At 65.9% G+C, this 26,104-nt stretch carries 23 protein-coding genes; 4 read left to right on the top strand and 19 right to left on the bottom strand.

The annotated features are described in order from the left end of the window. Nucleotides 1-11: 11 nt before the first annotated feature. From pdxA to miaA, 9 genes are all read right to left on the bottom strand, one after another. On the bottom strand, nucleotides 12-1,031 hold the full coding sequence (gene pdxA, locus SPYCA_RS08440) for a 4-hydroxythreonine-4-phosphate dehydrogenase PdxA (protein WP_120219782.1): 1,020 nt from the start codon (nucleotides 1,029-1,031) through the stop codon (nucleotides 12-14). Next, the gene (locus tag SPYCA_RS08435; protein WP_120219781.1) at nucleotides 1,031-2,371 is read right to left on the bottom strand and encodes a peptidylprolyl isomerase; all 1,341 of its coding nucleotides are present in this window, start codon (nucleotides 2,369-2,371) and stop codon (nucleotides 1,031-1,033) included. The genes pdxA and SPYCA_RS08435 overlap by 1 nt, the downstream gene beginning before the upstream one ends. A gap of 134 nt (nucleotides 2,372-2,505) precedes the next feature. Continuing rightward, entirely contained in the window at nucleotides 2,506-3,762 is a 1,257-nt protein-coding gene (locus tag SPYCA_RS08430) for an adenosylmethionine--8-amino-7-oxononanoate transaminase (protein ID WP_120219780.1), read from the bottom strand. Nucleotides 3,763-3,830: 68 nt separating this feature from the next. After that, complete coding sequence (bioD, locus tag SPYCA_RS08425) at nucleotides 3,831-4,439, bottom strand: dethiobiotin synthase (RefSeq protein ID WP_120219779.1); 609 nt, start codon at nucleotides 4,437-4,439, stop codon at nucleotides 3,831-3,833. Further along, entirely contained in the window at nucleotides 4,436-5,572 is a 1,137-nt protein-coding gene (locus tag SPYCA_RS08420) for an 8-amino-7-oxononanoate synthase (protein WP_120219778.1), read from the bottom strand. The genes bioD and SPYCA_RS08420 overlap by 4 nt, the downstream gene beginning before the upstream one ends. A 109-nt stretch (nucleotides 5,573-5,681) precedes the next feature. Further along, entirely contained in the window at nucleotides 5,682-6,722 is a 1,041-nt protein-coding gene (ilvC, locus tag SPYCA_RS08415; protein WP_120219777.1) for a ketol-acid reductoisomerase, read from the bottom strand. A gap of 124 nt (nucleotides 6,723-6,846) precedes the next feature. After that, a complete protein-coding gene (gene ilvN / locus SPYCA_RS08410; RefSeq protein WP_011541764.1) occupies nucleotides 6,847-7,365 on the bottom strand; it encodes an acetolactate synthase small subunit in 519 nt (172 codons plus the stop codon). A 148-nt stretch (nucleotides 7,366-7,513) separates the two neighbouring features. Beyond that, nucleotides 7,514-9,268, bottom strand: a complete 1,755-nt coding sequence (ilvB, locus tag SPYCA_RS08405; protein WP_172595017.1) for a biosynthetic-type acetolactate synthase large subunit — start codon at nucleotides 9,266-9,268, stop codon at nucleotides 7,514-7,516. A 74-nt stretch (nucleotides 9,269-9,342) separates the two neighbouring features. Next, on the bottom strand, nucleotides 9,343-10,317 hold the full coding sequence (gene miaA / locus SPYCA_RS08400; RefSeq protein WP_120219775.1) for a tRNA (adenosine(37)-N6)-dimethylallyltransferase MiaA: 975 nt from the start codon (nucleotides 10,315-10,317) through the stop codon (nucleotides 9,343-9,345). Between miaA and serB the strand changes: the two genes are divergently transcribed. Further along, nucleotides 10,316-11,200 (top strand): phosphoserine phosphatase SerB, encoded by an 885-nt coding sequence (gene serB / locus SPYCA_RS08395; protein WP_120219774.1) that lies wholly within the window; start codon nucleotides 10,316-10,318, stop codon nucleotides 11,198-11,200. The genes miaA and serB overlap by 2 nt on opposite strands. A 66-nt stretch (nucleotides 11,201-11,266) precedes the next feature. On the opposite strand, the gene SPYCA_RS08390 is transcribed toward serB, so the two are convergent. From SPYCA_RS08390 to SPYCA_RS08370, 5 genes are all read right to left on the bottom strand, one after another. After that, nucleotides 11,267-11,860 carry a VOC family protein gene (locus SPYCA_RS08390; protein WP_232003605.1) on the bottom strand — a complete coding sequence of 198 codons (594 nt, stop codon included), beginning with the start codon at nucleotides 11,858-11,860 and terminating at the stop codon, nucleotides 11,267-11,269. 142 nt (nucleotides 11,861-12,002) lie between these two features. After that, complete coding sequence (locus SPYCA_RS08385) at nucleotides 12,003-12,650, bottom strand: carboxymuconolactone decarboxylase family protein (protein ID WP_120219772.1); 648 nt, start codon at nucleotides 12,648-12,650, stop codon at nucleotides 12,003-12,005. 151 nt (nucleotides 12,651-12,801) lie between these two features. Continuing rightward, on the bottom strand, nucleotides 12,802-13,197 hold the full coding sequence (locus SPYCA_RS08380) for a nuclear transport factor 2 family protein (RefSeq protein WP_172595016.1): 396 nt from the start codon (nucleotides 13,195-13,197) through the stop codon (nucleotides 12,802-12,804). 16 nt (nucleotides 13,198-13,213) lie between these two features. Next, nucleotides 13,214-14,509 (bottom strand): spinster family MFS transporter, encoded by a 1,296-nt coding sequence (locus tag SPYCA_RS08375; RefSeq protein ID WP_120219770.1) that lies wholly within the window; start codon nucleotides 14,507-14,509, stop codon nucleotides 13,214-13,216. 96 nt (nucleotides 14,510-14,605) lie between these two features. Next, entirely contained in the window at nucleotides 14,606-16,969 is a 2,364-nt protein-coding gene (locus SPYCA_RS08370) for a TonB-dependent receptor (protein WP_172595015.1), read from the bottom strand. Between the two features lie 123 nt (nucleotides 16,970-17,092). Between SPYCA_RS08370 and SPYCA_RS08365 the strand changes: the two genes are divergently transcribed. Then, nucleotides 17,093-17,599: a DUF3237 domain-containing protein gene (locus SPYCA_RS08365; RefSeq protein WP_120219768.1), complete on the top strand. Its 507-nt coding sequence runs from the start codon at nucleotides 17,093-17,095 to the stop codon at nucleotides 17,597-17,599. Nucleotides 17,600-17,684: 85 nt separating this feature from the next. Here SPYCA_RS08365 and SPYCA_RS08360 read toward each other — a convergent pair whose 3' ends face one another. Continuing rightward, nucleotides 17,685-18,848 carry a CaiB/BaiF CoA transferase family protein gene (locus SPYCA_RS08360; RefSeq protein ID WP_120219767.1) on the bottom strand — a complete coding sequence of 388 codons (1,164 nt, stop codon included), beginning with the start codon at nucleotides 18,846-18,848 and terminating at the stop codon, nucleotides 17,685-17,687. Between the two features lie 119 nt (nucleotides 18,849-18,967). Here SPYCA_RS08360 and SPYCA_RS08355 point away from each other — a divergent pair, with 119 nt between their 5' ends. After that, complete coding sequence (locus SPYCA_RS08355) at nucleotides 18,968-19,870, top strand: hydroxymethylglutaryl-CoA lyase (RefSeq protein WP_120219766.1); 903 nt, start codon at nucleotides 18,968-18,970, stop codon at nucleotides 19,868-19,870. A gap of 141 nt (nucleotides 19,871-20,011) precedes the next feature. Here the strand turns inward: SPYCA_RS08355 and SPYCA_RS08350 are convergent, their stop codons facing one another. Beyond that, a complete protein-coding gene (locus tag SPYCA_RS08350; protein ID WP_232003604.1) occupies nucleotides 20,012-20,923 on the bottom strand; it encodes an EamA family transporter in 912 nt (303 codons plus the stop codon). Between the two features lie 231 nt (nucleotides 20,924-21,154). On the opposite strand from SPYCA_RS08350, the gene SPYCA_RS08345 reads away from it, so the two are divergent. Further along, nucleotides 21,155-22,171: an acyl-CoA dehydrogenase family protein gene (locus SPYCA_RS08345; RefSeq protein ID WP_120219764.1), complete on the top strand. Its 1,017-nt coding sequence runs from the start codon at nucleotides 21,155-21,157 to the stop codon at nucleotides 22,169-22,171. Between the two features lie 140 nt (nucleotides 22,172-22,311). On the opposite strand, the gene SPYCA_RS08340 is transcribed toward SPYCA_RS08345, so the two are convergent. From SPYCA_RS08340 to SPYCA_RS08330, 3 genes are read right to left on the bottom strand one after another with little or no spacing between them, the layout of a single operon-like run. Continuing rightward, the gene (locus tag SPYCA_RS08340; RefSeq protein ID WP_172595014.1) at nucleotides 22,312-23,442 is read right to left on the bottom strand and encodes an acyl-CoA dehydrogenase family protein; all 1,131 of its coding nucleotides are present in this window, start codon (nucleotides 23,440-23,442) and stop codon (nucleotides 22,312-22,314) included. Between the two features lie 49 nt (nucleotides 23,443-23,491). Further along, entirely contained in the window at nucleotides 23,492-24,241 is a 750-nt protein-coding gene (locus SPYCA_RS08335) for a helix-turn-helix transcriptional regulator (protein WP_120219763.1), read from the bottom strand. Nucleotides 24,242-24,260: 19 nt separating this feature from the next. Further along, entirely contained in the window at nucleotides 24,261-25,955 is a 1,695-nt protein-coding gene (locus SPYCA_RS08330; RefSeq protein WP_120219762.1) for an N-acyl-D-amino-acid deacylase family protein, read from the bottom strand. Nucleotides 25,956-26,104: the final 149 nt, after the last annotated feature.

Below are 26,104 nucleotides of genomic sequence, written 5' to 3'. Positions count from 1 at the left end.
GGGCAGCACCGTCACTTTGCCGGGGCGCAGTTGCGCTCGCGCGCCGCGGCCATGCGCGCGGCCATCGCGATCGCGGCGATCGTCGGGCCGGGATCGGCGCGGCCGGTGCCCGCGATATTGAACGCCGTGCCATGGTCGGGCGACGTGCGGATGATCGGCAGCCCCAGCGTCAGATTGACGCCGTCATGGAAATGCAGCGCCTTGAACGGCGCGAGCGCCTGGTCGTGATAGGCGCAGAGCAGCGCGTCATAGCGGTTGCGGATGCCCGGCGCGAAGAGCGCGTCGGCGGCAACCGGGCCATCGACAATCAGGCCTTCGTCCGCAAGCTGCGCGACGGCGGGCTGCATGACGCGAATCTCCTCTTCGCCCAATTGCCCGCTCTCCCCGGCATGGGGGTTCATGCCCGCGAGCGCGATCCGTGGCGCCGCGATGCCGAAATCGCGGCGCAGCCCGCGCGCGACGATCCGCGCCTTGGCGACGATGAGGTCGCTCGTCAGCCGCTCGGGCACCTCGGCGAGCGGGATATGCACGGTCAGCGGCACGACGCGCAGCGACGGCCCGGCCAGCATCATCACCGCGTTGGTCGCGGTGACGCCGCAGCGTTCGGCGATGAACTCGGTCTGGCCGGGGTGCGTATAGCCGATGCCGTGCAGCGCATGTTTCGACACCGATCCGGTGACGAGCGCGGCGCTCGCCTGGTTGCGCGTAAGCCCGATGCCCGTTTCGAGCGCGTGCAGCGCACAGGTCGCCCCCGCCGCCGTCGGCGATCCGGGGGTCAGTGGCCCGCTGTCCTCGAGGTGCCAGACGGGCAGCGCCGTGGCAAAGGTGCGGCCGACTTCGGCCATGTCGCCAACGCGCGCGACCGGCCCCTCCCAGACGGCTTCGATCGCGGCGATGTCGCCGATAGCGACGAAGGGCGGCAGATCATGCTCGCGTCGCGCGGCCCAGGCGCGGGCGGTGACTTCGGGGCCGACGCCCGCCGGGTCGCCCATGGTGACCGCGATCGGGCGCCGAGTGTCATGGGCCTGCATCAGCTATATTCGATCACCGCGTCGCGGCGCAGGTCGCGCAAATAGCGCTGGGCGCGCTTGTTGACCTTTTCTTCCAGCAGCTTCTGCTCGATCTGCTCGACGTTCGGCGCGGTTGCCGTTTCGGGCATGTCGCGCCCGCACAGCACGAGCACGCTGATGCCCTCGTTCGCGGCGCCGAAGGGCTGCGTCGTCTGGCCGACCTGGAGGTCGACGAGCGTCGCCTGCAACGGCGCGGGAAGCGCGCGCATCGCGATATTGTCGCGCGACACCACAGAGGCTCCCAGCTGCTGCGCCACCGTGTCGGCCGCGCCGCAGCCGGCAATCGTGCGCGTGGCGCTTGCGAACCGGCCAGCGAGTTCGGACGCTTTTTCGGGCGTCGTGCCTTCGGGAAAGTCGAGCGAAATCTGCTTGAGGCTGAGCACGGCGTCGCGCGGGTCGGCGGTCAGTACCTGCCGCCGGTCGATCAGCAGCATGATCGAAATGCCGCCGGGCACCTCGATCGGGCCGACAAGCTGGCCGGGCTGCATCTGTGACGCCGCTTCAGCCATCGAAGCCGGAAGCTGCGCCGCCTTCACCCAACCGAGATCGCCACCGACCACCGCGGTCGATGCCTCCGAAAACTGGCGGGCATAGGCGGCAAAGCTGCCCCCGGCCTGGAGCGCCTGAATGATTTTGCGCGCATTTTCGGTGACCGCGGCGATATTGTCGGGGGTCGCCGACAGATAGATTTCGCCGAGGTGAAACTCGTCCTGGCCCTTGGCCGCTTCCATCTGCTTGACGATCAGGTCGACTTCTTCGGTCGACACGTTGGTCGTCGACTGGATGTTGCGCGACAGCAGGCGGTCCCATGCAAACTCGCCGCGGATCTGCTGCTTCACGGCAGCCGCTGACGAACCCTTGGACGCCAGATAGGCCGAAAATTGCTCGGGCGTCTGTTTGAAGCGTGCCGCCAGGCGGGCGAACTGGTCGTTGACGATATTCTCGTCGATCGTGATGTCGGCGGCGCGCGCTTCCTGAATCTGCAGTTTTTCGTCGATCAGGTTGCTGAACACCTGATTGCGCAGGCGCTGTTCCTCTTCGGGCGGCAGCTCGACATTGTTGTTGGCGATGCGGATCAACGCCATCCGCTGTTCGATGTCGGTCGCGGTGATGATCTCGCCATTCACCGTCGCCGAGGGGCGATAGACATTGGGCTTGTTGTCACCGTAAAGCTGAACATTGCCCGGAATGTTCAGGCTCGTCGCGGGCACGTCGTCGTCGGCCACCGTCTGCGCAAACCCCGGAGTCACCGCCGCGGCGGCCAGCGCAATCAGGCCGGTCATGGTCGAAAATCTGGTCATCTTTACCCTATTCGAGAAAGTCCGGACGCTCCGTATCAGCGGACACGCCCGATGGTCCAGCGCAATCCGCCTTTGGCGCCATTTGGGTGCGCGATAGCGGGACGACGCTGAACCTAGGCTGAGCAGGCGTCCGGTCAGAGTTCGTCGAGCGAGGCCGCGATCGCCTCCCACACCTTCCCCAGTTCCGTCGCATCGGTGCAATAGGGTGGCATCACATAGACGCTGTTGCCGAGCGGGCGGAGGAGAATGCCGCGCGTGCGGAAAAAGGCCGCGAGCCGGGGCGCGAGGCTTGAAAGATAGCCCGAATCGGGCGCCGTCACGTCGAGCGCGGCGATCGTGCCGATCCGGCGAGGGTTGGCGACGCGCGGATGCTGCGAAAGCAGCGCCAGATGCGCGGCCTGTGCCTCGGCGAGAGCGTCGACCCGCTGCAACACCGGCTCGTCCCGCCAGATTTCAAGGTTCGCCTTCGCGGCGGCACAGGCGATCGGGTTCGCGGTGTAGCTCGACGAATGATAAAAGGTCTTGCCGCGGTCCTTTGAAAAATGGGCGTCGAATATCGGCTCGATGCACAGCGTCACCGCGAGCGGGATCGCACCGCCCGTCAGGCCTTTTGACAGGCAAATAATGTCGGGGATCACCCCCGCCTGGTCGCAGGCGAAGCGCGTGCCGGTACGGCCCCAGCCGGTCATCACCTCGTCGGCGATGAAAAGGACGCCGTGGCGCGCGCAGATGGCGCGCATCTCGGCGAGCACCCATGCGGGATAGATCAGCATCCCGCCCGCGCCGAGGATCAGGGGCTCGACGATGAAGGCGGCCGGTTTGGCGGCGCAGGCGGCTTCGAGCGCGTCGAGTGTGGCCTGTTCCATGGCTTCGTGCGGAAAGGGGATGGTGTCGACGTCGAAGAGCAGCGGCTGCCAGGCGCGATTATAGACGCCGCGCTCGCCGACCGACATCGTTCCGATCGTATCGCCGTGATAGCTGTGTTCGAGCACGAGGATGCGACTTCGGGCCTCGCCGATGTTGAACCAGTATCCAAGCGCCATCTTGAGCGCGACCTCGACGCTCGTCGAACCCGAATCCGAGAAGAAGACGCGCGTGAGCGGCTCGGGAGTGATGCGGACCAGTTCGGCGGCGAGCGTTTCGGCGGGCTCGTGCGTCCAGCCCGCAAAGATGATCTGGTCGAGCTTCTCCGACTGGTCGCGGATCGCCGCCATGATGCGCGGGTTCGCATGGCCGTGGGTGGTGACCCACCAGCTGGAGATGGCGTCGATCCAGCTGTTGCCGTCGGCGTCGTAGAGTTTCGCGTCTTTTGCGTTGCAAATCAGCGGGATCGGCTCGCCGAGACCGTGCTGGGTGAAGGGGTGCCAGACGGGGGATTGGTTTGCGGTCATCGTGTGCTCCTATACCCCATCGTCATTCCCGCGAAGCGGGAACCCGGCTTTCGCGGGGATGACGCAGACTAGCGGAAGTCGGAGAGGTCGAAATTCGCTTTGAACGCCTCCCCCAGCATGTCGCTGTTCAGCGGATCGATGATCGGCAGGCGTCCCAGGCGGGGGACGCCGCTGATTTCCGCGATGATCGCCTCGCTGTCCTCCACTGCGTCGCCGAGGAAGGCGAGCCCGTGGATAGGCGCGCCGCGCGACCGGAGCGCCTCGATCGTCAGCAGGCTATGATTGATCGTGCCGAGACTGGTCCGCGCACAAACGATCACCGGGATTTGCCAGCGTGCAAAAAGGTCGGCGTACAGGGTCGCACGCGTGACGGGCACGAGCGCGCCGCCGGCCCCCTCTATGATGAGGTCGCCGGGCGGCGGGACGAGGGTTGCGACGTCGATCTCGACGCCGTCAAGTTCGGCGGCGAGATGCGGCGAGGCGGGGGTGACGAGGCGGTAGGCTTCGGGCAGGACGGGGACGTCCGCAAGGCGTGCGACGGTCGCGCTATCGGTTTCCTCGTCAAGCCCCGATTGGATCGGCTTCCAGTAGGACGCGCAGGTCGCTTGCGCCAAAGCGGCGGAGAAGATGGTTTTTCCGATACCCGTGTCGGTGCCGGTGACGACGAAGCGCATCATGCGACGGCCATCGCGGCGGCGAGGGCGTCGGCCAAATCGTCGATATCGGCTTCATCGACGTTAAGCGTGATTGCGATGCGGAGGCGCGCGGTGCCTTGGGCGACGGTGGGTGGACGGATGCCGCGAATGTCGAAGCCTGCACGCTGAAGCTGGTCCGCGATGCGCATCGTGCGGTCATTGTCGCCAAGGATCACCGGCAGGATCTGCGTGCCGCTCGCCGGGATGCCCAGCGGGACGAGGCGTTCGGCGGCATGGCGGACGCGGGCGTGGAGGCGTGCCTGACGCTCGGGCTCGGTTGCGACCGTCTCGATCGCCTGTCGGACCAGCCACGCCGTCAGCGGCGACGGTGCAGTCGAAAAGATGAAAGGGCGGCCGCGGTTTAGAAGGAAATCGCGAACGATTGCGGGCGCGCAGAGCAGCGCGCCTTCGACGCCCAGCGCCTTGCCGCAGGTGTGCAGCGTGATGAGGTTGTCGCGGCGTGCAAGAACGTGCGACAGGCCCGCGCCGGCGGGACCGAAGACGCCCGTTGCATGGGCTTCATCGACAATGAGGATAGCGTCGTGACGGTCGGCGATGGTGGCGAGGTCCGTGAGCGGCGCGCGGTCGCCGTCCATCGAGTAGAGGCTTTCGACCGCGATCCACGGCGTTCCGGCGCCGCCGCCCGCGCGCCAGCGGACGATGATGTCCTCGAACGCCTGCGCGTCATTGTGCGCGGCGGCGACATGCCCGGCGCGGCCGAGCTTCATCCCGTCGTGCGCGCTGGCATGGATCAGTTCGTCGTGGACGACAAGGTCGCCGCGCTGGGGCAAGGTTGCGAAAAGCGCGGCATTGGCGGCGAATCCGGTCGCGAAAAACAGCGCCGCCTCGCTGTCGTAATGACGCGCGGCGTGCGCTTCGAGCGCTTCATGCTCTTCGTGGTTGCCGCGGAGCAGCCGCGAGCCGCCCGAGCCGACGGGGAGGCCGCGTTCGATGCCCGCGGCAAGCGCGGCGCGCAGCGCGTCCGAGCTGGCGAGGCCCAGATAGTCGTTCGATGCGAAATCGCGGCCGGTGCGCGGCGCGAGGGCGCGGCGGCGGCTTTGGGCCGACAGGGCGGCGAGATCGCGGCGGTGGGTGTCGAAGGGAGAGTTGGGCATTCTATCCTCAAACACGTCATCCCGGCGAAGGCCGGGATCTCACCATCGCGTAAAGCGCAACGGCGGGATCCCGGCCTTCGCCGGGATGACGAAAGTCAAGATTCGGCTATCAATTCTTCGATTTGTCCACCAGCTGATTCTTGGCGATCCACGGCATCATCGCGCGCAGCTTGGCGCCCGTCTGTTCGATCGGGTGCGCGGCGGCGGCCTTGCGGCTCGCTTTCAGCTCGGGCTGGCCGGCCTGATTGTCGAGGACGAAATCCTTGACGAAGCGGCCCGACTGGATGTCGGCGAGGACGCGCTTCATTTCCTTCTTCGTTTCGTCGGTGATGATGCGCGGGCCGGTCTTGATGTCGCCATATTCGGCGGTGTTCGAGATCGAATAGCGCATGTTGGCGATCCCGCCTTCATAGAGAAGGTCGACAATCAGCTTGGTTTCGTGGAGGCATTCGAAATAGGCCATTTCGGGGGCATAGCCCGCCTCGACGAGCGTTTCGAAACCCGCCTGGATGAGGTGGGTGATACCGCCGCAAAGCACCGCCTGTTCGCCGAACAGATCGGTTTCGCACTCTTCCTTGAAGGTGGTTTCGATGATGCCGCTGCGGCCGCCGCCGACGGCGCTCGCGTAGGAGAGGGCGAGCGCCTTGGCATAGCCGTTGCCCGACGCGCCCGGCCCCTGTGCTTCCTGCGCGACCGCGATCAGGCAGGGGACGCCGCCGCCCTTCTGATATTCGCTGCGCACCGTATGGCCGGGGCCTTTGGGCGCGACCATGAAGACGTCGATGTCGGGGCGGGCTTCGATCAGGCCGAAGTGGATGTTGAGACCGTGGGCAAAGGCGAGCGCGGCGCCGGGCTTCATGTTCGGGCCGATGTCGTCGGCATAGATTTTCGCCTGATGCTCGTCGGGCGCCGCGATCATGATGACGTCGGCCCACGCGGCGGCCTCCTTGTTCGACATGACCGTGAAGCCCGCGGCTTCGGCCTTTTTGGCAGTGGGCGAACCGGGACGAAGCGCGATCACGATTTCACTGACGCCGCTGTCGCGCATATTCTGCGCGTGGGCGTGGCCCTGGCTGCCATAGCCGACGACGGCGACCTTCTTGCCCTTGATCAGATCCTGGTCGGCGTCGCGATCGTAATAAACCTGCATGTCATTCTTCCCTATTCCTCTTTCGTCACCCCGGACTTGATCCGGGGTCCCGCTTCTCACCGTTGCTGAGCGGGACCCCGGATCAAGTCCGGGGTGACGATCGTTGAGACCCTAAACGTAAACCCTAGAGCGCCTCCGGCCCGCGGGCGATGGCGACGACGCCGGTGCGGCCGACCTCGACCAGCCCGCACTCGCGCATCAAGGCGATGAAGCGGTCGACCTTGTCGCTCGTCCCGGTGATCTCGAAAATGAAGCTCGTCAGCGTCGTATCGACGACCTTGGCGCGGAAGACGTCGGCCATGCGCAGCGCCTCGATCCTTTTGTCGCCGGTCCCCGCGACCTTCACCAGCGCGATCTCGCGCTCGACATGCGTTTCGCCCGCGTCGGTCAGGTCGACGACCTTGTGGACGGGGACCAGCCGGTCGAGCTGCGCGATGATCTGGTCGATGATCGGCGGCGGGCCGTTGGTGACGATCGTGATGCGACTCAGCGCATGGTCCGAACTGATGTCGGCCACGGTCAGGCTTTCGATATTATAGCCGCGCGCGGTGAACAGGCCGGTGATCTTGGCGAGCACCCCCGCTTCATTGTCGACGGTTATCGCGAGCACATGGCGCTCGCCGGCTTCGGTTTTGATTTTCATTGATCCTCCCTGGCACGGGGAGGGGGACCAGCGAAGCTGGTGGAGGGGTACAGGCCCGCATCCGCCGCGCTTGACACCGCGTGCCCCTCCACCATGCTTCGCATGGTCCCCCTCCCCCGATGGGGGAGGATCATGTCGGCTTCCATCGTCACACCAGCGCTTTCGCTTCGTCGTCCATCGTGCCGGTGATGTCGTTCGGCTGAAGGATCATGTCGGTGTGGGCGGCGCCCGACGGGATCATCGGGAAACAGTTGGCCAGCTTGGCGACACGGCAGTCGACGATCACCGGGCCGGGGGTTTCGATCATCTTTGCGATGCCCTCCTCGAGCTGGCCCAGCGTGTCGATCCTGAGGCCCGTCCAGCCATAGGCATCGGCGAGTTTCACAAAATCGGGCAGGCTGTCCGAATAGCTGTTCGAATAGCGGCTCTCGTAAGTGAGTTCCTGCCACTGGCGGACCATCCCCATCCATTCATTGTTGAGGATGAAGATCTTCACCGGCAGCCGGTACTGGCTGACCGTGCCCATTTCCTGAATGTTCATCTGGAGCGAGGCTTCGCCCGCGATGCAGATGACGAGGCGGTCCGGGTTGGCGATCTGCGCGCCGACCGCGGCAGGGAAGCCATAGCCCATCGTGCCGAGCCCGCCCGACGTCAGCCAGCGGTTCGGCGCGAAGAATCCGAAATGCTGCGCCGCCCACATCTGGTGCTGACCGACCTCGGTGGTGATGATCGGGTCCATCCCGCGCGTCGCGTCGAACAGCGCCTTGACCGCACGCTGCGGCATGATGTCGGCGTCGGTTTCCGTCTTTTCGGGGAAATCCAGGCAGCGCGTCGCGCGCCAGCCATCGACGCGGCGCCACCATTCGCCGAGGTCGCGCGCCCTGTGCCCCTTGTCGTGCCACGCCGCGATCAGCGCGTCGAGCGCGCGGCCCGCGTCGCCGACGATCGCGAGATCGACGGGGACGATCTTGTTGATCGAGCTACGGTCGATGTCGATGTGAATCTTCCTTGAATCGGGCGAAAAAGCGTCGAGACGGCCGGTCACGCGGTCGTCGAAGCGCGCGCCGACCGCGATGATCAGGTCGGCGCGGTTCATCGCCATATTGGCCTCGTACGTGCCGTGCATGCCGAGCATGCCGAGCCATTTGGGATCATCGGCGGGAAAGGCGCCGAGTCCCATCAAGGTCGAGGTGATCGGCGCGCCGGTCAGCGACACGAGCTGGCGCAAGGCAGCACTCGCGTCGGGGCCCGCATTGATGACGCCGCCGCCGGTGTAGAAGATCGGCCGCTCGGCCGCGGCGATCATGTCGATCGCCTGTGCGATGGCGTCGGCGTCGGGTTCGACCTGCGGACGATAGCTGTTGTGCTGGATGAACTCGGGCACGCTGTAGGTGCCGGTCGCGACCTGCACATTCTTCGGAATGTCGATCACCACCGGGCCGGGGCGGCCGTGCGTCGCAATGTGAAACGCCTCGTGCAGGATCGGCCCCAGGCGGTCGGGGTCCATGACGAGATAATTATGCTTGGTGCAGTGACGCGTGATTCCGACCGTGTCGCACTCCTGAAAGGCGTCGGTGCCGATCAGCGTCGTTGGCACCTGGCCGGTGAGCACGACCATCGGGATCGAATCGAGCAAAGCGTCGGTGATGCCGGTGACGGCGTTGGTCGCGCCGGGGCCCGAGGTGACGAGCACGACACCCGGCTTGCCGGTCGAGCGCGCATAGCCCTCCGCCGCGTGGGTCGCGGCCTGTTCATGGCGGACGAGAATATGCTTGATCGTCGGGTGCTTGTAGAGCGCGTCATAGATCGGAAGCACCGCGCCGCCCGGATAGCCGAACACCGTATCGACGCCAAGGTCGACCAGCGCCTGAACCACCATGTCGGCACCGCTCATTTCCGTCACGACGAAACACCTTTCCACACAAAAACGCAGCGCTTGTGCGCTGCAACAGGGTTGCGGGCAATAGTTGCATGATTCTATCTTGTCAACACAGCATCACGTAATTTTATTACTATATCATCGAGCTTCTCGTTGTTTAATGACTCTGTCGAGCGTGGCCAGCTCGCCGGGGGCTGATGGCGGAACCAGGTGACCTGGCGTTTGGCATATTGGCGCGTCGCCGCCTGCGCGGCCGCCAGCGCCTCGTCGCGGCTCGCTGTGCCATCGAGGAAGGCCGCGATCTGCGGGACACCGATCGCGCGCATGACGGGAAGATCGGGGTGGAGGTCGCGGGTCAGCAGGGCTTCGACCTCTTCGATGGCGCCGCCCGCGAACATCTGACCAAGCCGCGCATCGCAGCGTTGCCGTAACCAGTCGCGCGGCGGCAACAGGACCATCGGGGCGAGGGCGACATGGTCGGCAATGCCTCCTTCGCGCGCCTGCTGCCAACTGGCCAGCGTGCGCCCGGTCGAACGCACGACTTCGAGCGCGCGCGCGACGCGGGTGGCGTCGGCAGGGTTCAGGCGCGCGGCCGCATCGGGATCGGCGACGGCCAGCGCCGCATGGGCTTCGGCCACGGGCAGGGCGCGCACCGCGTCTCGGACCTCGGGCGCGATGACGGGCACGGGGGCGATACCGTCGAGCAGGGTGCGAAGATACAGGCCGGTCCCGCCGACCAGGATAGGAATGTTGCCGCCTGCATGCGCGTCGGCAATCGCGTCGCGCGCTTCGGCGGCCCAGCGGGCGGCATTGTAAGCTTCGGCGCCGTCGACATGGCCGAACAGCCGATGCGGGACACCGCCCATCTCCTCGACGGATGGACGTGCCGACAGAATGTGCAAATCGGCATAAATCTGGCTCGCATCGGCATTGACCACAACCGCGCCGCGGCCGCCTTCGGCAAGCCTTTTCGCAAGCGCGACCGCCAAAGCGCTCTTGCCGCTGGCGGTGGGTCCGGCGATAAGTGCTACGGGCAGCCGCGCGCTGGCGGTCGAGAAAGAAGGAGATGCCATGTTCGTCGCGACCCTGATAGCAGCCGGAAAGCTGACCGACGAGGTGGTTCGCGAGGCGATCGACCGGCTCGACGCAACGGGGCACGATGTCGGCGCGCCGCACTGGCTGGATGTCGGTGATGCCGCTGACATCGTCTTTCACGGCAGCCTGGTCAGCGCGCGCAGGGAGCTGGCGCTGATGGACCATGGAGTCCTCGACATCGTCGTTCAGCCGCTGGGCGATCGCACCAAGAAGCTGATCGTCGCCGACATGGATTCGACGATGATCACCGTCGAGTGCATTGACGAGCTGGCCGATTATGCCGGGCTGAAACCGCAGATTGCGGCGATTACCGCGCGCGCGATGAACGGCGAGCTTGATTTTCGCGCCGCGCTGGAGGAGCGCGTCCGCCTGCTCGCGGGCATGGATGAGGCGGCGCTGGTCGAATGCCGCATGGAGCGCGTGAAACTGACGCGCGGCGCGCGGACGCTGGTGCAGACGATGAAGGCGCATGGCGCATTCTCGGTGCTGGTGTCGGGCGGCTTCATGCCCTTTGCCGGGCCGGTGGGCGAAGCCGTTGGCTTCGACAAGGTGGTCGCCAACGAGCTGGAGGTCGCGGGCGGCAAGCTCACCGGCAAGGTGCTCGAACCGATCGTCGACAGCAAGGCGAAGCTCGCGACGCTGAAGGCCGAGGCCGCGGCGCACGGCCTGCCGCTCGCCGAGACGCTGGCGGTTGGCGACGGCGCAAACGATATTCCGATGATAACCGCAGCCGGGCTCGGCATCGGCTATCATCCGCATCCAGCCGCCGCCGCGGCGTCGGCGGCGGTGATCCGGCATCACGACCTGACCGCCTTGCTCTGGGCTCAGGGCTATCCCCGGCGCAGTTGGGTACTTGGATAAAAGGAACCCGGCCGATGGCCGGGTCGAGGAGGAGTTCCGCAAGCGGAGATCCAGCGGATCGGAACCTTATTCGGCGGGCACCGCGGCGCGGCCGGTAACCATGCCTGCGGCCTTCGTTCCGTCGGCCTGCATCGGATCGTGCGCAACGTCACGGTCGTCGAAGGTCTTGGTCCAGGCGGCAAACTCCAGACACACGCCATCGGGATCGAAGAAATAGACCGACCGCACAAAGACATCGTCGTTCATCTCGTCGGACGACTGCGTCGGCGAATTGTCGTGGTTGAGGATCCTGGTGACCTCGACGCCCTTGTCGACCAGCCGCTGATAATATTCATCGAAGCGTTCGGCGGGGACATTGATCGCGATATGGTTCATCGACCCGTGCGCCGAGACGAAGCTGCCCTTCGTCGGCAGTGCCGCGGGGGCCGAAATGCCGGGCGCGGCTTCGGGCGCGTCGGGGAACCAGAAAAAGGCGAGGCTGTCGCCATTGCCCATGTCGAAAAAGAAATGCTGGCCGCGCCCGCCGGGCAGGTCGATCGTCTTGGTCAGCGGCATGCCCAGGATGTCGCGATAAAAGGCGACCGTTTTCGCCATATCCTTGCACACGAGCGCGAGGTGGTTGACCCCGCAGAACTCGAATTCGCTGTTCGTTGCAGCCATCATCCATCTCCTTGATCATTCGGTTTGCGGTGACGCTGGGGCGGCTTTTCATCCACTCGTGCCAGTCGAGCGTGAGTCTTGTACCAGTGTCGACCTTAATCGTCAATTTAATTGACGATATACGCTGGCGTTCCGTCGGCGTTCAATCCGTCGCCGGGCGCGGCGCGCTCAGGAAGTCGGCGGCATTGAAGCCTTCGGGTGCTGCAATCTCGACGATCGGATCTTCGCGTGCATCATATTCCATGCGCAGCGCGCGGGTGATGACCGCGTGCATGTCGTAAAGGCAGGTGATGTAGGTGAACTCGAAAATCTGCTCATCGTCCCAGAAGGTCTTGAGCTTGTCGAACACCGCCAGCGGCACGCGCCCGCCCGCCTGGCTCAAACAATCGGCATAGGCGAGCACGGCGCGTTCCTGTTCGTCGTAGCAGTCGGCGACTTGCCAGTGCGCGATCGCCGCGATCTTCTCTTCGCTGACGCCGAGTCCGCGGAGCGACTTGCAATGCTGCGAAAAAACGAACTGGCTGCCCTTGACCCAGCCGGCGCGCGTCTGGCCGAGTTCGCGCAGCACGGGGTCGATCTTGCGCGCCGGGTGGCGATAGACGGCAAAGCCGTCGACCGCATGTTTGAAGATGTCGGGGGCGAGCGCGTAAACCGTCCACCAATCGCCCGGCGTACCGGTCGCCGTGCCCGGTTCGGCGACAGGGTCGCGATCGCCGAACAGGCGGTTGTAATAGGCGAGCACGGTGTCGTCGGTGACTTCTGAACGGGGAACCTGACGGAGAACGGGCATGGGATACTCCTGAAAAATCCTGGGAAATCAAATCCCCGTCATCGCGAGGAGTCGAGGGCGGCGCGACAATCCAGAGCAGAGCAAACCGCCCTGGACTGGTGGGCCTGCGGCCGCCTTCGGCCTGCTTCGCTCGCAATGACGAGTGGCAAGGTCAAGCATCGGCGAACTTGCGGAACTCGGCGACGTGCGCGCTGTCGAAATACTCGTCGAGCCGCGTGATTCGGCCATTCTCGACCTTGCAGATGATCGCGCAGGGCAGGCGGACGGGAACGCCGTCGTGGACGCGGACGCCCTTCAGCACATGCTGCTGAACAAACCCGCCGGGAAAGACGGTGAGGCGGCGGTCGGCATATTCGCGATCCCTGATTCGCGCGACCATGCCGGTCAACGTGGCGGCGGTCTGATCACGGGTGACGATCAACTCGTCGCTATTGTGCCAGATTTCGGCATCGGGCGTGAAGCTGTCGCGCATCGTGTCGATGTCGCCCGCCTCGATCGCGTCGAAAAAGCGCGTCGCCAGGCTGCGGATGTCGTCGAGGTCGATCATGGACTCCTCCCGCCGTCTATTCGGCAAAATCATTGTCGAGGTGACGCGTCATCGCGAACTGCGCGATGCCTGCCGCGGCGGCAAAGGGCATCAGCGCCATCAGAGCCCAGCGCAGGCTCGCGTCGCCGAACTGGGGCCTCAGCACATCGCTGACCATACCAGCGAAAAGCGGGCCGAGGCCAAGGCCGACGATGTTGAACATCAGCATCAGCAACGCGGCGGCCGTCGCGCGGCTGCGCGGTGGGGTCAGATTCTGCACAAGCGCGAGCGCCGGGGCAATATAGGCGGTGCATGCCGCCATCGGGATCAGCATCAGCGCGAGCGACGCCTGCCAGGTGTCGACGAGCAGCGCGGCGATGAAGGTCGGGACGAGCACCGCCGTCGCGCAGGCGGGAATCGTGCCATAGGCGCGCGCGGAGCGTTTGGCGCGATGGCTGACGAGCCAGCCGCCGCCAAGAATGCCAATGCCGAAGGTGATGCCCGCCGCCGGCGCGAACCAGGTCGCCATGGCCTCCAGCGGCATCTTTTGCGTGCGCATCAGAAAGGCGGGGATCCAGTTGAGCATCCCGTAGCTGACGAAGGCGGCAAGCCCGCTGCCGATCATCACCATGCGCAGCGAGGGGCGGCGAACGAACATTGCGAGGCTCTGGCCGAACGGCAGCGCTTTATCGGCGGGCTTGTGCGTGTCCATGGCGCCGCGCGCGGGCTCGCGAACCAGCCAGATGAGCAGGGGGGCGATCAGGATGCCGACGATGCCAATCACGACAAAGGCGTTTCGCCAGCCGATATTGGCGGCCGCCCAGGCACCGAATGCGGCGCCGACGAACACGCCGAACGGGCCGTTGCAGGTGAAGAGGCCGATCGCGAGCGGGCGCTGCGCGGGCGGATAATAGTCGGCGAGCACCGAAAGCGACGGCGCCGTGCCACCGGCTTCGCCCGCGCCGACGCCGAACCGCATCAGCGCCAATTGCCAGAAGGTCGATACCAGCCCGCACGCGGCGGTGAAACCGCTCCACACCACGCAGGCGATGCCGATCAGCCGGATGCGGTTCCAGCGGTCGGCGATCATCGCGACCGGCACGCCCATCGCGGCATAGAAAAGCGCGAAGGCGAGGCCGGTCAGCAGGCCGAACTGCGTGTCGCTGAAGTTCATCTCGGCACGGATCGGTTCGACGAGCACCGACAGAAGCTGGCGATCGACGAAATTGATCGTGCCGACGATGAACAGCATCACCAGCGCGACGTTGCGACGCAGCGCAAGGCCGCTGTCGGACGCTGCGGCGCCGGAGGAAACGGCGGTGGCCTCGGTCATCACACTCCCCAGATTGCGGCGCCCGTCAGGCACGCAAGGCGGCGCGCGGCGCCGATCCCCTGACGGGTTCGGGCCGCGAACGCCATTGGCCCATGGTCAGAAGCTGGCCCCCAGCGTCAGGCCGAAGGTGCGCGGCGCGTTGTAGAAGCGCTGGGTAAAGAATTGCGCGGTCGGCGTCAGCGCGGCCACATAGGTCTTGTCGGTCAGATTCTTGCCCCAGACCATCGCCCGAAACCGCCCGTCGGCGCTTTCCCAGCCCACCGAACCGTCGACCAGCGTGAAATCGCCCGTCTTTCCGGCCAGATCGTTCGCGACGCTCGAATAATAGGTGCTGCGATACAGCATCGCCGCGCGGAAACTCAAACGGCCCGCGCTGCCAAGGGGGACGTCATATTCGGCCGAAAACTGGGTCTGCCATCGGGGCGCGCGCACGAGCTTCAGTCCCGTGAGATCGCGGTCGACGAGATAGGTGCCGTTGGGCAGCAGCGTGACGTTGCCGCAGGTCGATGTCGGCGGCGTTGCGAAGGCGGAGGGACCGTCGATATCCGCGCAGAAATCGGTGTATTTTGCATCGAGATAGCCGATGTTCGCCGAAAGACGGAAGACCTGCGAAGGTTTCAGCGTGGCTTCGAGTTCGAGCCCTTTCGTGGTCGCCGACCCGATGTTGAGCTGCGCCGTTTCCTGCCCCGACGCGACGTTGGGATTGGGGAAGAAAACGCCGAACTCCAGTTGTTTGAACTTCGTCACAAAGCCGGTGAGGTTGAGGCGAAGAAGATTGTCGAAAAAGTCGCCCTTGAATCCCGCTTCATAAAGGTTGGCGGTATTGTCGCGCGTCGGCCCCGCCGTGGTCGTGGTTGCCGATCGCGCGCCGAAACCGCCGCCCTTGTAACCCTGGCTGAAACCCGCATAGACCATGACGTCGTCGGTCAGACGATAATCGACGCCCGCCTTGAAGGTCATGCGATTGCGGTCATAACCGAGCTTGAACGCCCGACCGACCGCAAAATTGGCATTGGCGATCTCTTCCATTTCGGCGAGCGACCTGACCGTCGCGCGCGTGTTGAAGAAGGCGGGCGAGAGCAGCGTGCCGGTCGGGTCGCGGAAATAATCTTTCGATTCCCAGCTTTGCCGCACGCCGAAGGTCAGGTTCAGCCGGTCGGTCACGCCATAGATGGCCTGCCCGAACAGCGCCTTGGCGCTATTGTCCTGGGTCACGAAATCCTGGCTGCCGAAGCGCAGGGTGGGCGCAAGCAGGACGGGAAGCGTCGGGAAGGCCTGGGTGAGTTCGAAGCTCTGTTTCAGATAATAGCCGCCGAACACCAGGCTGAGGCGCGCCAAGGCGTCTTCGCGGTCGGAGAAATCGGATTGCAGGCGCAGCTCCTGACTGAACTGGCGGTGCGATTGCAGGCGAAAGGTTGGAAAGAAAAAGACCTCCGACTGGTCGAAGTCGCTGTCGTTGAAATCGTCGGTTTCGATATAGCCGGTGATCGACTTCGCCTGCCACGATCCCATGTCGAACCCGATATTGCCGATCAGGCCGAGCTGGTCGGTGTCATGGTCGGCGGGGAAGTCGCGGCCGATCGTATAGGCGCCGTCGTCGGGCTCCTCGAAGCGGAAGACCTGCCAGAGCAGCTGGTTGCGGTTGGGCGCGGCGTCGCCGCCGGGCGCGCTCGACCGGTCGCGGACGAGAAAGGCCTTGAGGTTGACGTCCAGCGTCTCGGTCGGCGTGAACACCACGGTGCCACGCAGCGTCAGCCGGTCCTGCCCGCCGACCTTCTTGCCGTTCAGCCGGTTGGTGAAATAGCCGTCATAGGTTTCCTTGTTGAGCACCAGCCGGACGCCCAGCCGATCCTCGACAAGCGGCATGTCGAGCGCCGCGCGCGCGTCCATCCGGCCGTAGTTGCCGACGGTCACTTCGGCCTGCACGCCCCAGTCGCGACCGGGGTTCTTGCTATAGGCCGCGATACCACCCGCAAGCGAGTTCTTGCCGAACGAGGTTCCCTGGGGACCGCGCAGGACTTCGATCCGATCGAGGTCGAAGGTGTCGAGCATCGTCGCCACCGGGCGCGTGATATAGACGCCGTCGATCGACACGCCCACCGGGCTCTCCTCGGTCGATTCGATCCCTTGTGCGCCGAGGCCGCGAATGAAGATCGCCGCCGAGTTGGAGAAGGTCGCAACCGGCTGGATGCTGATATTGGGTGTCGACGGCGCCAGATCGGTGATGTCGCGCGCGGCAATCTTGGTCAGCGTCTGCTCGCCAAAGGCCGAAATCGCCTGCGGCACGTCCTGCAACGATTCGTCACGGAAACGCGCCGTTACGATGATTTCGTCATTGGCGGCCCCGGCTTCGTCGGTGCCGGACGGATCGAAACTGTCCTGCGCCACCGCCGGTGCGGCGCTCAGGAGCATCGCGAGCGGTGCCGCGCCGGATAGCAGAAACTTGTTGCGAGCTTTCATGTTCACCCTCCCATAGAAGCTGTTGCTGCCGGTTCCGGACATGATTCCGTTCCGTCAATCTGATTGACCCTTAGTATACTAATTGTTTTATGCTTGTCCATAGGCAGGAAGGGGATTCGTGGCATGACGACGGAAAATCGCACGGCGGCGCCGAGCGCGCTGGCAAGCCGGTATCTGTGCACCGCCGAGTTCGAGGTGGGCGGCGGGATCATCGGGATCGGGGCTTCGCCATTCGGCGAGCAGCGCCTCGGCTACATCAGCGGCGGGCGCTTTTTCGGTCCGCAACTCAGCGGGATGGTCCTGCCGGGCGGTGGCAACTGGTCGCGCAGCGGACGGCTGGGAGAAAGCGCCTCGGTCGGCACCTTCGACGCGCGCGCGGTGTGGCAGACCGACGACGGCGCGCTCATCTATGTGAGCTATACCGGCCGCAGCCTCATTCCCGACGATGTACGCGCCACCTTTGCCGACCCGGCCGTGTCGGACGCGCCCCCCTCGCGCTACTATTTGCGAATCGCGCCGGTCTTCGAAACCGCGAACGCGAAATATGGCTGGCTCAACGGTATGCTCGCGGTCGGGGTCGGCGAGCGAACCGAGTCCGGCGTCCGTCATGTGATCCACGAGATATTGTGAACTGACGCCGCTTGTTCGGGGTAGCGATCGCGATGGGGGGTCGCCGTCGGCCAGACCGGACGCGCGGCGCGCTGGTCCCACTGCTTCAGGTCTCGCGCCCCAGCCAGCGTTTGAGCACATCGGCGCTATCCTGTCCGACACCCAGCGGAGCAGGGCGGCGCACCCCGCCCGGCGTCGCCGACAGTTTCGGGAAAACGCCCTGCATGGTGATCTCGCCAAACTCGTCGTCGGCGACTGTCACCAGCGCCTCGCGCGCGGCGAAATGCGGATCGGCGAGCATGTCTTCGGCGTCGAACACACGGCCGGCGGGCACGGCGGCTTCGACCATCTTCGCTTCAAGCTCGGCGATGGTCAGCGTGCGCGTCCATTCGCCGATCAGTGCGTCGAGCTCTTCCTGCCGTGCTCCGCGGGCGCGGTGCGTGGCATAGCGTGCGTCGCTCGCAAGCTCGGGCCGTCCCATCGCCGCGGAAAGCCGCGCAAAAACCGCGTCCTGGTTGGCGCCGATCAGATATTCGCCATCCTTGCAGGGATAGACGTTCGACGGTGCGATGCCGGGCAGCGTCGATCCGGTGCGGCGCCGCTTGGTGCCGCTGGCCGAATAGTCCGACACGGTCGACTCCATCACCTGCAACACCGCTTCATAGAGCGCCGAATCGACGATCTGCCCCTCGCCGGTCTTGCTGCGGTGATGGAGCGCGGCGAGCGCGCCCAGGCATCCATAGGTCGCGGCGAGCGTATCGCCGATCGACACGCCCATGCGGGCAGGGGGCCGGTCGGGATAGCCGACGATGCCGCGCCAGCCGCCCATCGCCTCGCCGATCCCGCCGAAGCCCGCGCGGGCCGAATAGGGTCCGGTCTGACCATAGCCCGACACGCGCACGACGATGAGTCCGGGGTTGGTCTTGCGGAGTTCCAAAGGATCGAGGTTCCATTTTTCGAGCGTGCCGGGGCGGAAGTTCTCGATGAGGATGTCGGCCCTCGCGATCAGGTCGCGGGCAAGCGCCTGACCGTCTTCGGTCCGCAGGTCGCACGCGACCGAAAATTTGTTGCGCGCGATGACTCTCCACCAGCTGGGCTTGTCGCCCTGGCCCCAGTGGCGCATCTGGTCGCCCGTCACGGGTGGTTCGAGCTTGACGATCTCGGCGCCCATGTCACCGAGCAACTGGCCACAGAAGGGACCGGCGATGAGCTGCCCCATCTCGACCACCCTGATGCCTTCCAGCGCGCCCCCGCTGCCCGTCTCGCCCATATCGTTCCTTTCGCGGCCGGCTCTGATAGGGTCGGCCCATAACACCCATGGTCATCTTATACTTAGAATGCTATGTAATTTTCAACCTGCTAAATGACTCGCATGGGACCGAGGCCAGGATGTTGAGAAATCATGCCGTGGAAATCGTCGAGGTCGGCCCGCGTGACGGGCTGCAGAATGAAGCGGCGACCGTCGCGACCGCCGACAAGCTCGCGCTGATCCGGCGCGCGATCGATTATGGCGTGCGCCGCATCGAAGTGACGAGCTTCGTCAATCCGAAGAAGGTGCCGCAACTCGCCGATGCGGAAGAGCTTGTCGCGATGCTGCCCGATCGCGAGGATGTGACCTTTATCGGCCTCGTCCTCAACCGTCGCGGCGCCGAACGTGCGGTCGCCACCGGGCGCATAGATGAACTCGGCGCCGTGTGCGTGACGAGCGACAGCTTCGGCATCCGCAATCAGGGGCAAAGCTCCGACGAATCGCTCGCCGCCGCGATGGAGATCGTCGCGCTGGCAAAGAAGGCCGGCCGCAGCGGCCAGATCACCATTGCAACCGCCTTCGGCTGTCCCATTGAGGGCCGGGTGGCGATCGGCCGCGTCGTCGAGATGGCGAAGCGCGCCGCCGACGCGGCCCCGCGCGAAATCGCGCTCGCCGACACGATCGGGGTTGGCGTACCCGCGCAGGTCGCCGAGGTGGTCGGCCGCGTCCGCGAAGCGATCGGCGGCGTTCCGGTGCGCGTGCATTTCCACAACACGCGCGGCACGGGCATCGCGAATGTCTGGGCGGCGGTGCAGGAAGGCGTCGCGACGGTCGATGCGTCGCTCGGCGGACTCGGCGGCTGCCCCTTTGCCCCCGGCGCGGCGGGCAATGTCGCGACCGAAGATGTCGTCTATATGCTCGAAAACAGCGGGTTCGGTACGGGACTCGATTTGCCGCGGGCCGTGGACGCGGCCGGGTGGCTGACGGGCGTGATGAATCGGCCATTGCCCGCGATGGTCAGCCGGGCGCCCGCTTTTCCCTAGGGCCGATCGACATTCAGCTCTGGCGGTCTCAAATGGGGGCCTTCCGCGCTTCCGCTGCTCACGTGCAAAAAAAGCGCGCTGCGCTCCGGATCACGGAAAACCACCATTTTCGACTCGCCAGCTTCTGAATGTCGATCGGCCCTAAAGCGTCGCGATCAGCGCCATCACCACGCCGCCGACGACGAGGAGCAGCCCCGCAATCTCGTGCCAGCGTACCGGCTCGCGCAGGTAGAAATGCGCAAAGCCGACGGTGAAGACAACCTCGACCTGGCCGACGACGCGAACCAGCGCCGCGGGTGCGGCGGCAAAACCCACATACCAGCAGGCCGAACCAAGCGCCGAAAGCAAGCCGACCTGGCTCGAATTGCGCCAGGTCCGAAACACGGCGGCGAGCGTCGCGCGGTCGCGCATGGCAACCCAGAGCAGGTGCAAGCTCGTCTGGATCGCCATCACGGCGACGAGCGTGATCAGCGCCGACCCGATGAGGTCGACGCCCTCCAGCTCGGCGGTCGCGAGTTTGACCGCTATCGCCGCGAGGGCGAACATCGCCCCCGCAGCGAGGCCGCAGAGCGCGGCGGGCTGGCCCAGAGCGCGGCAGACCTCGCCCGCCGAAACGCCGCGCCCGGCCAGCGCGAGCATGAGCACCCCCGCGACCCCGGCGACGATGCCGAACCAGGCGAGCAGGGGCAGTCGTTCGCCGAGAAAAAATGCCGTTACCAGCGCTGCCTGTACCGCCTCGGTCTTGGAAAAGGCCGTACCGACGATAAAGCCGCGGTGTCCGAATGCCATGATGAGCAGGATCGTGCCCGCCATCTGCGTGATCGCCCCGGCGACGGCGAAGCCCGCAAAGGCCTTGTCAAGGGCTGGCGCCGCATCGCCCTGCATCGCGAGCCAGATCGCCGCCAGAAAAAATGCGAAGGGCACGCCGTAGAGATAGCGAACCAGCCCTGCGCCGCTGACGCTGAGCTCGGCGCGCAGGCGTTGCTGGAGCGCGGTGCGCCATGCCTGAAACAAGCCGCCGAGCAGCGATGCAGGAAGCCAGATCGGATTCACCGCCCCGTCTCCTCTGCGCCTCGCGGCGCCGCTGTCCCGATTCGTCCCGCTTTGCGCATGGTGCCCCATGCAATAGTTTTATTACTAAGTATATGGCGGCGAGGGGGCCTGTGCGACCTGACACGCGCGTCAGCTAGACCCGCGCCACGGACCGCGGCACAAGCGGGGCGGGAGACACAATGACCGATAGCATCATCCGCGCGCCCGCAACCGACGCGGCCATATTCTGACATGGCCACGCTGGACCTTCCGCTCAGCGACGAGCAGCGGGTGCTGCTCGAAAGCGTGCAACGCTTTCTGGCCGACCATGCGCAGCCCGGCTGGCGCGAGTTGTCCGATGCGCTCGGGCTTGCCGGTCTCGCCGTGCCAGAGGCCGCCGGCGGCTTCGGCGGCGGTGCGATCGACATCGCGCTGGTGATCGCCGAACTCGGGCCGGCGCTGGCGGGCGCCGACTGGCTTTCGCACGTCGCCGCGACGATGATCCTCGGCGCCGTCGCGCCGACGCACCGGGCCTTGCCCGGCCTTGCGAGCGGCGAGCGCCGGATCGCGACGATCTGTGCCGCGTCGGCCGCGTCGATGCCGGTCTGTGACGCGGGCGCGGTGCGCGGCGGCGCGGCGCTCGTCGCGGGCGCGGCCGAAGCCGATTTGCTGCTGCTTGCCGATCCCGACGCGCTGATGCTCATCGCCGCCGACCATGACAAGGTCGAACAGCGCCATCGTATCATGCACGACGGCAGCGTGACTGCCGATTTGACGGTGGCGCTGCAACCCAATGATGCGGAGTTGCTCGCGTCGGGCGACGCCGCGGCGTGCGCGGCCGACCTGACGACCGATCTGATCCTCGCGGCGCGTTGCGCCGAGGCCGTCGGGCTGATGCAGCGGATGATCGCCGACAGCATCGACTATATGAGCCAGCGGCGGCAGTTCGGGGCACCCATCGGGCATTTTCAGGCGTTGCGCCACCGCGCCGCCGACATGCAGCTGGCGATGATGAAGGCGGCGGCGCTGACGGAGGAGGCCATTCTTGCCGTCGACCGGGCGCACGCCGACCGCGCGGCGGCAGTCAGCGCGGCGTGCATCGAAGTCGCCGATGCGGTGCGGGTCGTCGGCGAAAGTGCGGTGCAGATTCACGGCGCGATGGGATTGACCGAGGAGCTCCGCCTTGGCGGCCATTTCAAACGCGCGCTCGCCATCGTCGCGGCTTTCGGCGCGCGTGCCGGTCATCTGGCGCGTTCTGCGGCCGCCTAGGACCAATCGCCATTCAGCTCTGGCGGTCTGCAAATGGCGGCCTTCCGCGCTTCCGCTGCTCATGTGCAAAAAGCGCGCTGCGCTCCGGACCACGGAAAACCACCATTTTCGACTCGCCAGCTTCTGAATGTCGATCGGCCCTAACCCAGCAGCGTTCGTGCAATCAGGTCGCGCTGGATTTCGTTCGACCCGGCATAGATGGTCGCGGCGCGGTCGTTCAGATAGCGCGGCACGGCGACCGCCAGTTCGTCGGCCACTTGTCCGTCGGCCTCGGCCCACGCTGCCTGGCCCATGGCTTCGCAGGCAAGTGTGTCGATGCGCTGCGCTGCCTCCGTTCCGAGGATCTTGAGCGCCGAGGCATGGAGCGCCGGACTGCCGCCGACCCCGCGCATCGCCTTGAGCTCGAGCGCTTGCAGCGCCCGCAGCGCCACGGCCTCGCGGTCGAGCGCGGCGCGCAGCACAGGGTCGTGACCGCCGAACGCGCGCAGCCGTTCGAGCCGCCCGATCAGGCCCGGCGCATATTTGCCCCCGCGCTCGAAGGTCAGCAGATGTTTCGCGACCGACCAGCCGGCATTTTCGGCGCCCAGCCGGTTCGCCTGCGGCACGCGAACCTCGTCGAAAAAGACCTGGTTGAACTCATGGTCGCCCGCGAGCGTGCGGATCGGTTCGACGCTGATTCCCGGCGTCGCCATGTCGAGCAGCAGGAAGCTGATCCCTGCCTGCGGCTTGCCTTCGGTCGAGGTGCGCACCAGCGCGAACATGCGGTTCGCGAAATGCGCGTGCGTCGTCCATATCTTCGACCCGTTGAGGACATAATCGTCGCCATCAGGCACCGCGCGCAATTGCAGCGCGGCAAGGTCGGACCCCGCGCCGGGCTCCGAAAAGCCCTGGCACCAATAATCCTCGCCCGACAGGATGCGCGGCAGATAATGGGCGCGCTGTTCGGCGCTGCCATAATGCATGATCACCGGCGCGACCATTTTGAGCCCCATCGGCGCGAGGTTCGGCGCACCCGCGCGCGCGCATTCGGCCGCAAAGATATAGCGCTCGATCTCGGTCCACCCCGGACCGCCGAACTCGGCGGGCCAGTCGGGCGCGGCCCAGCCCTTGCGATGCAGGATGCGTTGCCAGGGCAGCGAGATGGCGGGGTCGATGAAGACGCTCGTTGCGCGCGCCGCGCCGTGGCGGATGTCTTCGGGCAGGTTCGCGCGCAGAAAGGCGCGAACCTCGTCGCGAAAGGCCAGCAGCGCGGGGTCGTTCAACATGTCCATGCGCCCGGATTAGGACGTCCTGCCGCGCGCCGCAAAGCTGGCACCCGCGTCAGGCTGCGCGCGCGCCGACATAGCCGAGCCCCGCGGCGATCTGGATCGACTGCGCGCGCCCGGTGGCGCCCAGCTTGCCGGCGGCGTTGCGAAGGTGAAAGCGCACCGTCGACACCGACAGCGACAGGATGATACCGATCTCCGCGTCGGTCTTGCCTGCGGCGGCCCAGCGCAGACACTGGACCTCGCGCCGGGTCAGCGTCTGCGGCACCATGGCGTTGCGCGGGCGGCCGCGCGCTTCATTATGCGTGGCGACCAGGCGCAGCGCGAGCATGTGCAGCCGCGCGGCATGTTCATCGAACAGCGCCTCGACCCCCACCGGCTCGCGCGAGCACCAGAAGACCGCCCCCACCAGCCCGCGCGGCAGGTGAACGGGCGCGATGATCGCTTCGCCGAAATTGGGGGTGTTCCTGGCCTGCGAACAATCGACCGCGTCGAGCAGCGCGGTCGGCCGCCAGGTGCCGAGGCGCCCGTCGCTGTAATAAAAGGGCTCGGCAATCAACCGCGCCGCGGTCAGGAAAGCGACGTGCAGCGCCAGCTTGCGGTCGCGCCAATAGGCATAGTCGGGGTCGATCCATCGAAAGCTGGTCTCGGCATAGGGACGCCCCTCGACATCGCTCATCGGTTCGGGGTCGCCGAGGTTGGCTTGCGCCGCGACATGGGGGAGGCCGAGCATATCGCCCGCTGCTTGCACCGCGGCGATCAGCTGCGGCATGTCCGCCCAGCATTCGGCCCTGCGATCGGTCACGCGTTCCGTCCTCCGCGCTTCATGGACAGCGGTTGAAACCCGCTCCGCGCACTGCGCGTCCCGGCATCGCGCCGCTATGTTCGCCGTCCTTCAGCACCTGTTTGCCGTTCACGAACACATCGCGCACGCCCACCGAATATCGGTGCGGCGCCTCGAAGGTCGAACGGTCGGCGATCGTCGCGGGATCGAACACCACGACATCGGCATAATAGCCGGGCTTCAGCGCGCCGCGATCCGTGATGCCCAAATTGGTCGCGGGCAGGGTGGTGAGCCGATACACCGCCTGTTCGAGCGGGATCAGCTTTTCGTCGCGGACATAGCGGCCGAGCAGCCGCGCGAAATTGCCATAGGTGCGCGGGTGCGCGCCCGATTTCAGGAACACGCCCTCGGTCGCCTGCGACGCCGCATCGGAGCCGAAGCTCATCCACGGCAGCTGGATCTGTTTGCGGACATTATCCTCGGACATCAGGAAATAGACGGTGCCGACGCGCGAGCCATCCTCGATGACGAGGTCCATCGCGGTCTCCTCCGGCGACTTGCCGCGCATCGCGGCGACCTCGGCGAGCGTCTTGCCGGTGAGCGGCTTCAATGCCTCGCTCTTGAACCCCGACAGGATCATTTTGTCGGCGCCCGCGCCGAAATAGAGATTTTCCCAGTCGCCGCCGGGCTTCTTCATTTCCTCGGCAACGCGCGCGCGGATCGCGGGGTCTTTCAACCGCTCGATCCACGCCTCGAGCCCGCCCGCCTGCACCCAGGTCGGCATTGCGGCGTCGAGCCCGGTCGCACCGGCGGTATAGGTATACATGTCGGTCGTGATGCGCAGTCCTTCGGCGCGCGCATCCTCGATCTTCTTCACGATGGTATCGAGCTTGCCCCAGTTGCTGCGCCCCGCCATCTTGAGGTGATAGATTTCCGCGGGCGCGCCCGATCGGCGCGATATGTCGATCAGCTCGTCGACCGCCTCCTCGATCCGGTCGCCCTCGGATCGCATATGGCTGATATACATGCCGCCGCACTTCGCCGCCTCGCTGGTCAGCGCGACCAGCTCGTCGGTTTCGGCATAGGAGCCGGGCGCATAGATGAGCGAGCTGCCGACGCCCATCGCGCCTTCGTTCATCGCCTGCCGCACCAGCGCGCGCATCCGGCCCAGCTGCTCGGGCGTCGGGTCGATATCGCCTTCGCCCAGTTCGTGCACGCGCACCGTCGCCGCGCCGACGAAGCTCGCGATATTGGTCGAAATGCCGCGCTTTTCGAGCCAGTCGAAATAGTCACCGAGGCTCGTCCATTCGATCGCATATTGGATGTCGCCCTGCCGCGCCCTTTCCTGCGCCTTCATCGCCGCGTTCAGGGGCCCCATCGACCAGCCTTCGCCCATCACCTCCAGCGTCACGCCCTGCCGGATGTTGCTCTGGCTTTTGGGATCGGCGATCAGCGATTCGGTGGCCCAGCTCAGCATGTTGATGAAGCCCGGCGCCACCGCCATTCCCTTCGCCGACATTTCGCTTTTGGCCGAGCCCGCAACCCGGCCCACCGCCACGATGCGATCATCCCTGATCGCCACATCGCCGACGACGGGCGGCCCGCCCGACCCGTCGTAGATCGTCCCGCCGCGAATGATCACGTCATAGGCGGGCGTTTCGGCCGCGATCGGCGCCGCGAGCAGCATCGAACCGCTCAGCAGCAGGGCCGGGGTGAAGCGCCGCGGGCTGGTCATGGTCTCTCCGTCGGTTGGCGAGGCGCTGCCGCGAGCACGAGCCGCCCGGCCGTCAACCCCTCCATTTCCTGTTTGACAATTGCCCGATCGGGATCATCAAGTTGCATCGGCTTCCCTCTCGCTGACCCATTGGTAAGAGGGCGCCGGGC

Origin of the sequence: Sphingopyxis sp. FD7, from assembly GCF_003609835.1 — a bacterium.
In the GTDB taxonomy this organism is placed as follows: Bacteria; Pseudomonadota; Alphaproteobacteria; order Sphingomonadales; family Sphingomonadaceae; genus Sphingopyxis.
This window is presented reverse-complemented; position numbering and strand designations above follow the sequence as displayed.

What these genes read in the sequence shown, in the direction of transcription:
- pdxA (WP_120219782.1), bottom strand. Translation starts at nt 1,031, where the DNA reads ATGCAGGCCCATGACACTCGGCGCCCGATCGCGGTCACCATGGGCGAC.
- SPYCA_RS08435 (WP_120219781.1), bottom strand. Translation starts at nt 2,371, where the DNA reads ATGACCAGATTTTCGACCATGACCGGCCTGATTGCGCTGGCCGCCGCG.
- SPYCA_RS08430 (WP_120219780.1), bottom strand. Translation starts at nt 3,762, where the DNA reads ATGACCGCAAACCAATCCCCCGTCTGGCACCCCTTCACCCAGCACGGT.
- bioD (WP_120219779.1), bottom strand. Translation starts at nt 4,439, where the DNA reads ATGATGCGCTTCGTCGTCACCGGCACCGACACGGGTATCGGAAAAACC.
- SPYCA_RS08420 (WP_120219778.1), bottom strand. Translation starts at nt 5,572, where the DNA reads ATGCCCAACTCTCCCTTCGACACCCACCGCCGCGATCTCGCCGCCCTG.
- ilvC (WP_120219777.1), bottom strand. Translation starts at nt 6,722, where the DNA reads ATGCAGGTTTATTACGATCGCGACGCCGACCAGGATCTGATCAAGGGC.
- ilvN (WP_011541764.1), bottom strand. Translation starts at nt 7,365, where the DNA reads ATGAAAATCAAAACCGAAGCCGGCGAGCGCCATGTGCTCGCGATAACC.
- serB (WP_120219774.1), top strand. Translation starts at nt 10,316, where the DNA reads ATGTTCGTCGCGACCCTGATAGCAGCCGGAAAGCTGACCGACGAGGTG.
- miaA (WP_120219775.1), bottom strand. Translation starts at nt 10,317, where the DNA reads ATGGCATCTCCTTCTTTCTCGACCGCCAGCGCGCGGCTGCCCGTAGCA.
- SPYCA_RS08390 (WP_232003605.1), bottom strand. Translation starts at nt 11,860, where the DNA reads ATGGCTGCAACGAACAGCGAATTCGAGTTCTGCGGGGTCAACCACCTC.
- SPYCA_RS08385 (WP_120219772.1), bottom strand. Translation starts at nt 12,650, where the DNA reads ATGCCCGTTCTCCGTCAGGTTCCCCGTTCAGAAGTCACCGACGACACC.
- SPYCA_RS08380 (WP_172595016.1), bottom strand. Translation starts at nt 13,197, where the DNA reads ATGATCGACCTCGACGACATCCGCAGCCTGGCGACGCGCTTTTTCGAC.
- SPYCA_RS08375 (WP_120219770.1), bottom strand. Translation starts at nt 14,509, where the DNA reads ATGACCGAGGCCACCGCCGTTTCCTCCGGCGCCGCAGCGTCCGACAGC.
- SPYCA_RS08370 (WP_172595015.1), bottom strand. Translation starts at nt 16,969, where the DNA reads ATGAAAGCTCGCAACAAGTTTCTGCTATCCGGCGCGGCACCGCTCGCG.
- SPYCA_RS08365 (WP_120219768.1), top strand. Translation starts at nt 17,093, where the DNA reads ATGACGACGGAAAATCGCACGGCGGCGCCGAGCGCGCTGGCAAGCCGG.
- SPYCA_RS08360 (WP_120219767.1), bottom strand. Translation starts at nt 18,848, where the DNA reads ATGGGCGAGACGGGCAGCGGGGGCGCGCTGGAAGGCATCAGGGTGGTC.
- SPYCA_RS08355 (WP_120219766.1), top strand. Translation starts at nt 18,968, where the DNA reads ATGTTGAGAAATCATGCCGTGGAAATCGTCGAGGTCGGCCCGCGTGAC.
- SPYCA_RS08345 (WP_120219764.1), top strand. Translation starts at nt 21,155, where the DNA reads ATGGCCACGCTGGACCTTCCGCTCAGCGACGAGCAGCGGGTGCTGCTC.
- SPYCA_RS08340 (WP_172595014.1), bottom strand. Translation starts at nt 23,442, where the DNA reads ATGGACATGTTGAACGACCCCGCGCTGCTGGCCTTTCGCGACGAGGTT.
- SPYCA_RS08330 (WP_120219762.1), bottom strand. Translation starts at nt 25,955, where the DNA reads ATGACCAGCCCGCGGCGCTTCACCCCGGCCCTGCTGCTGAGCGGTTCG.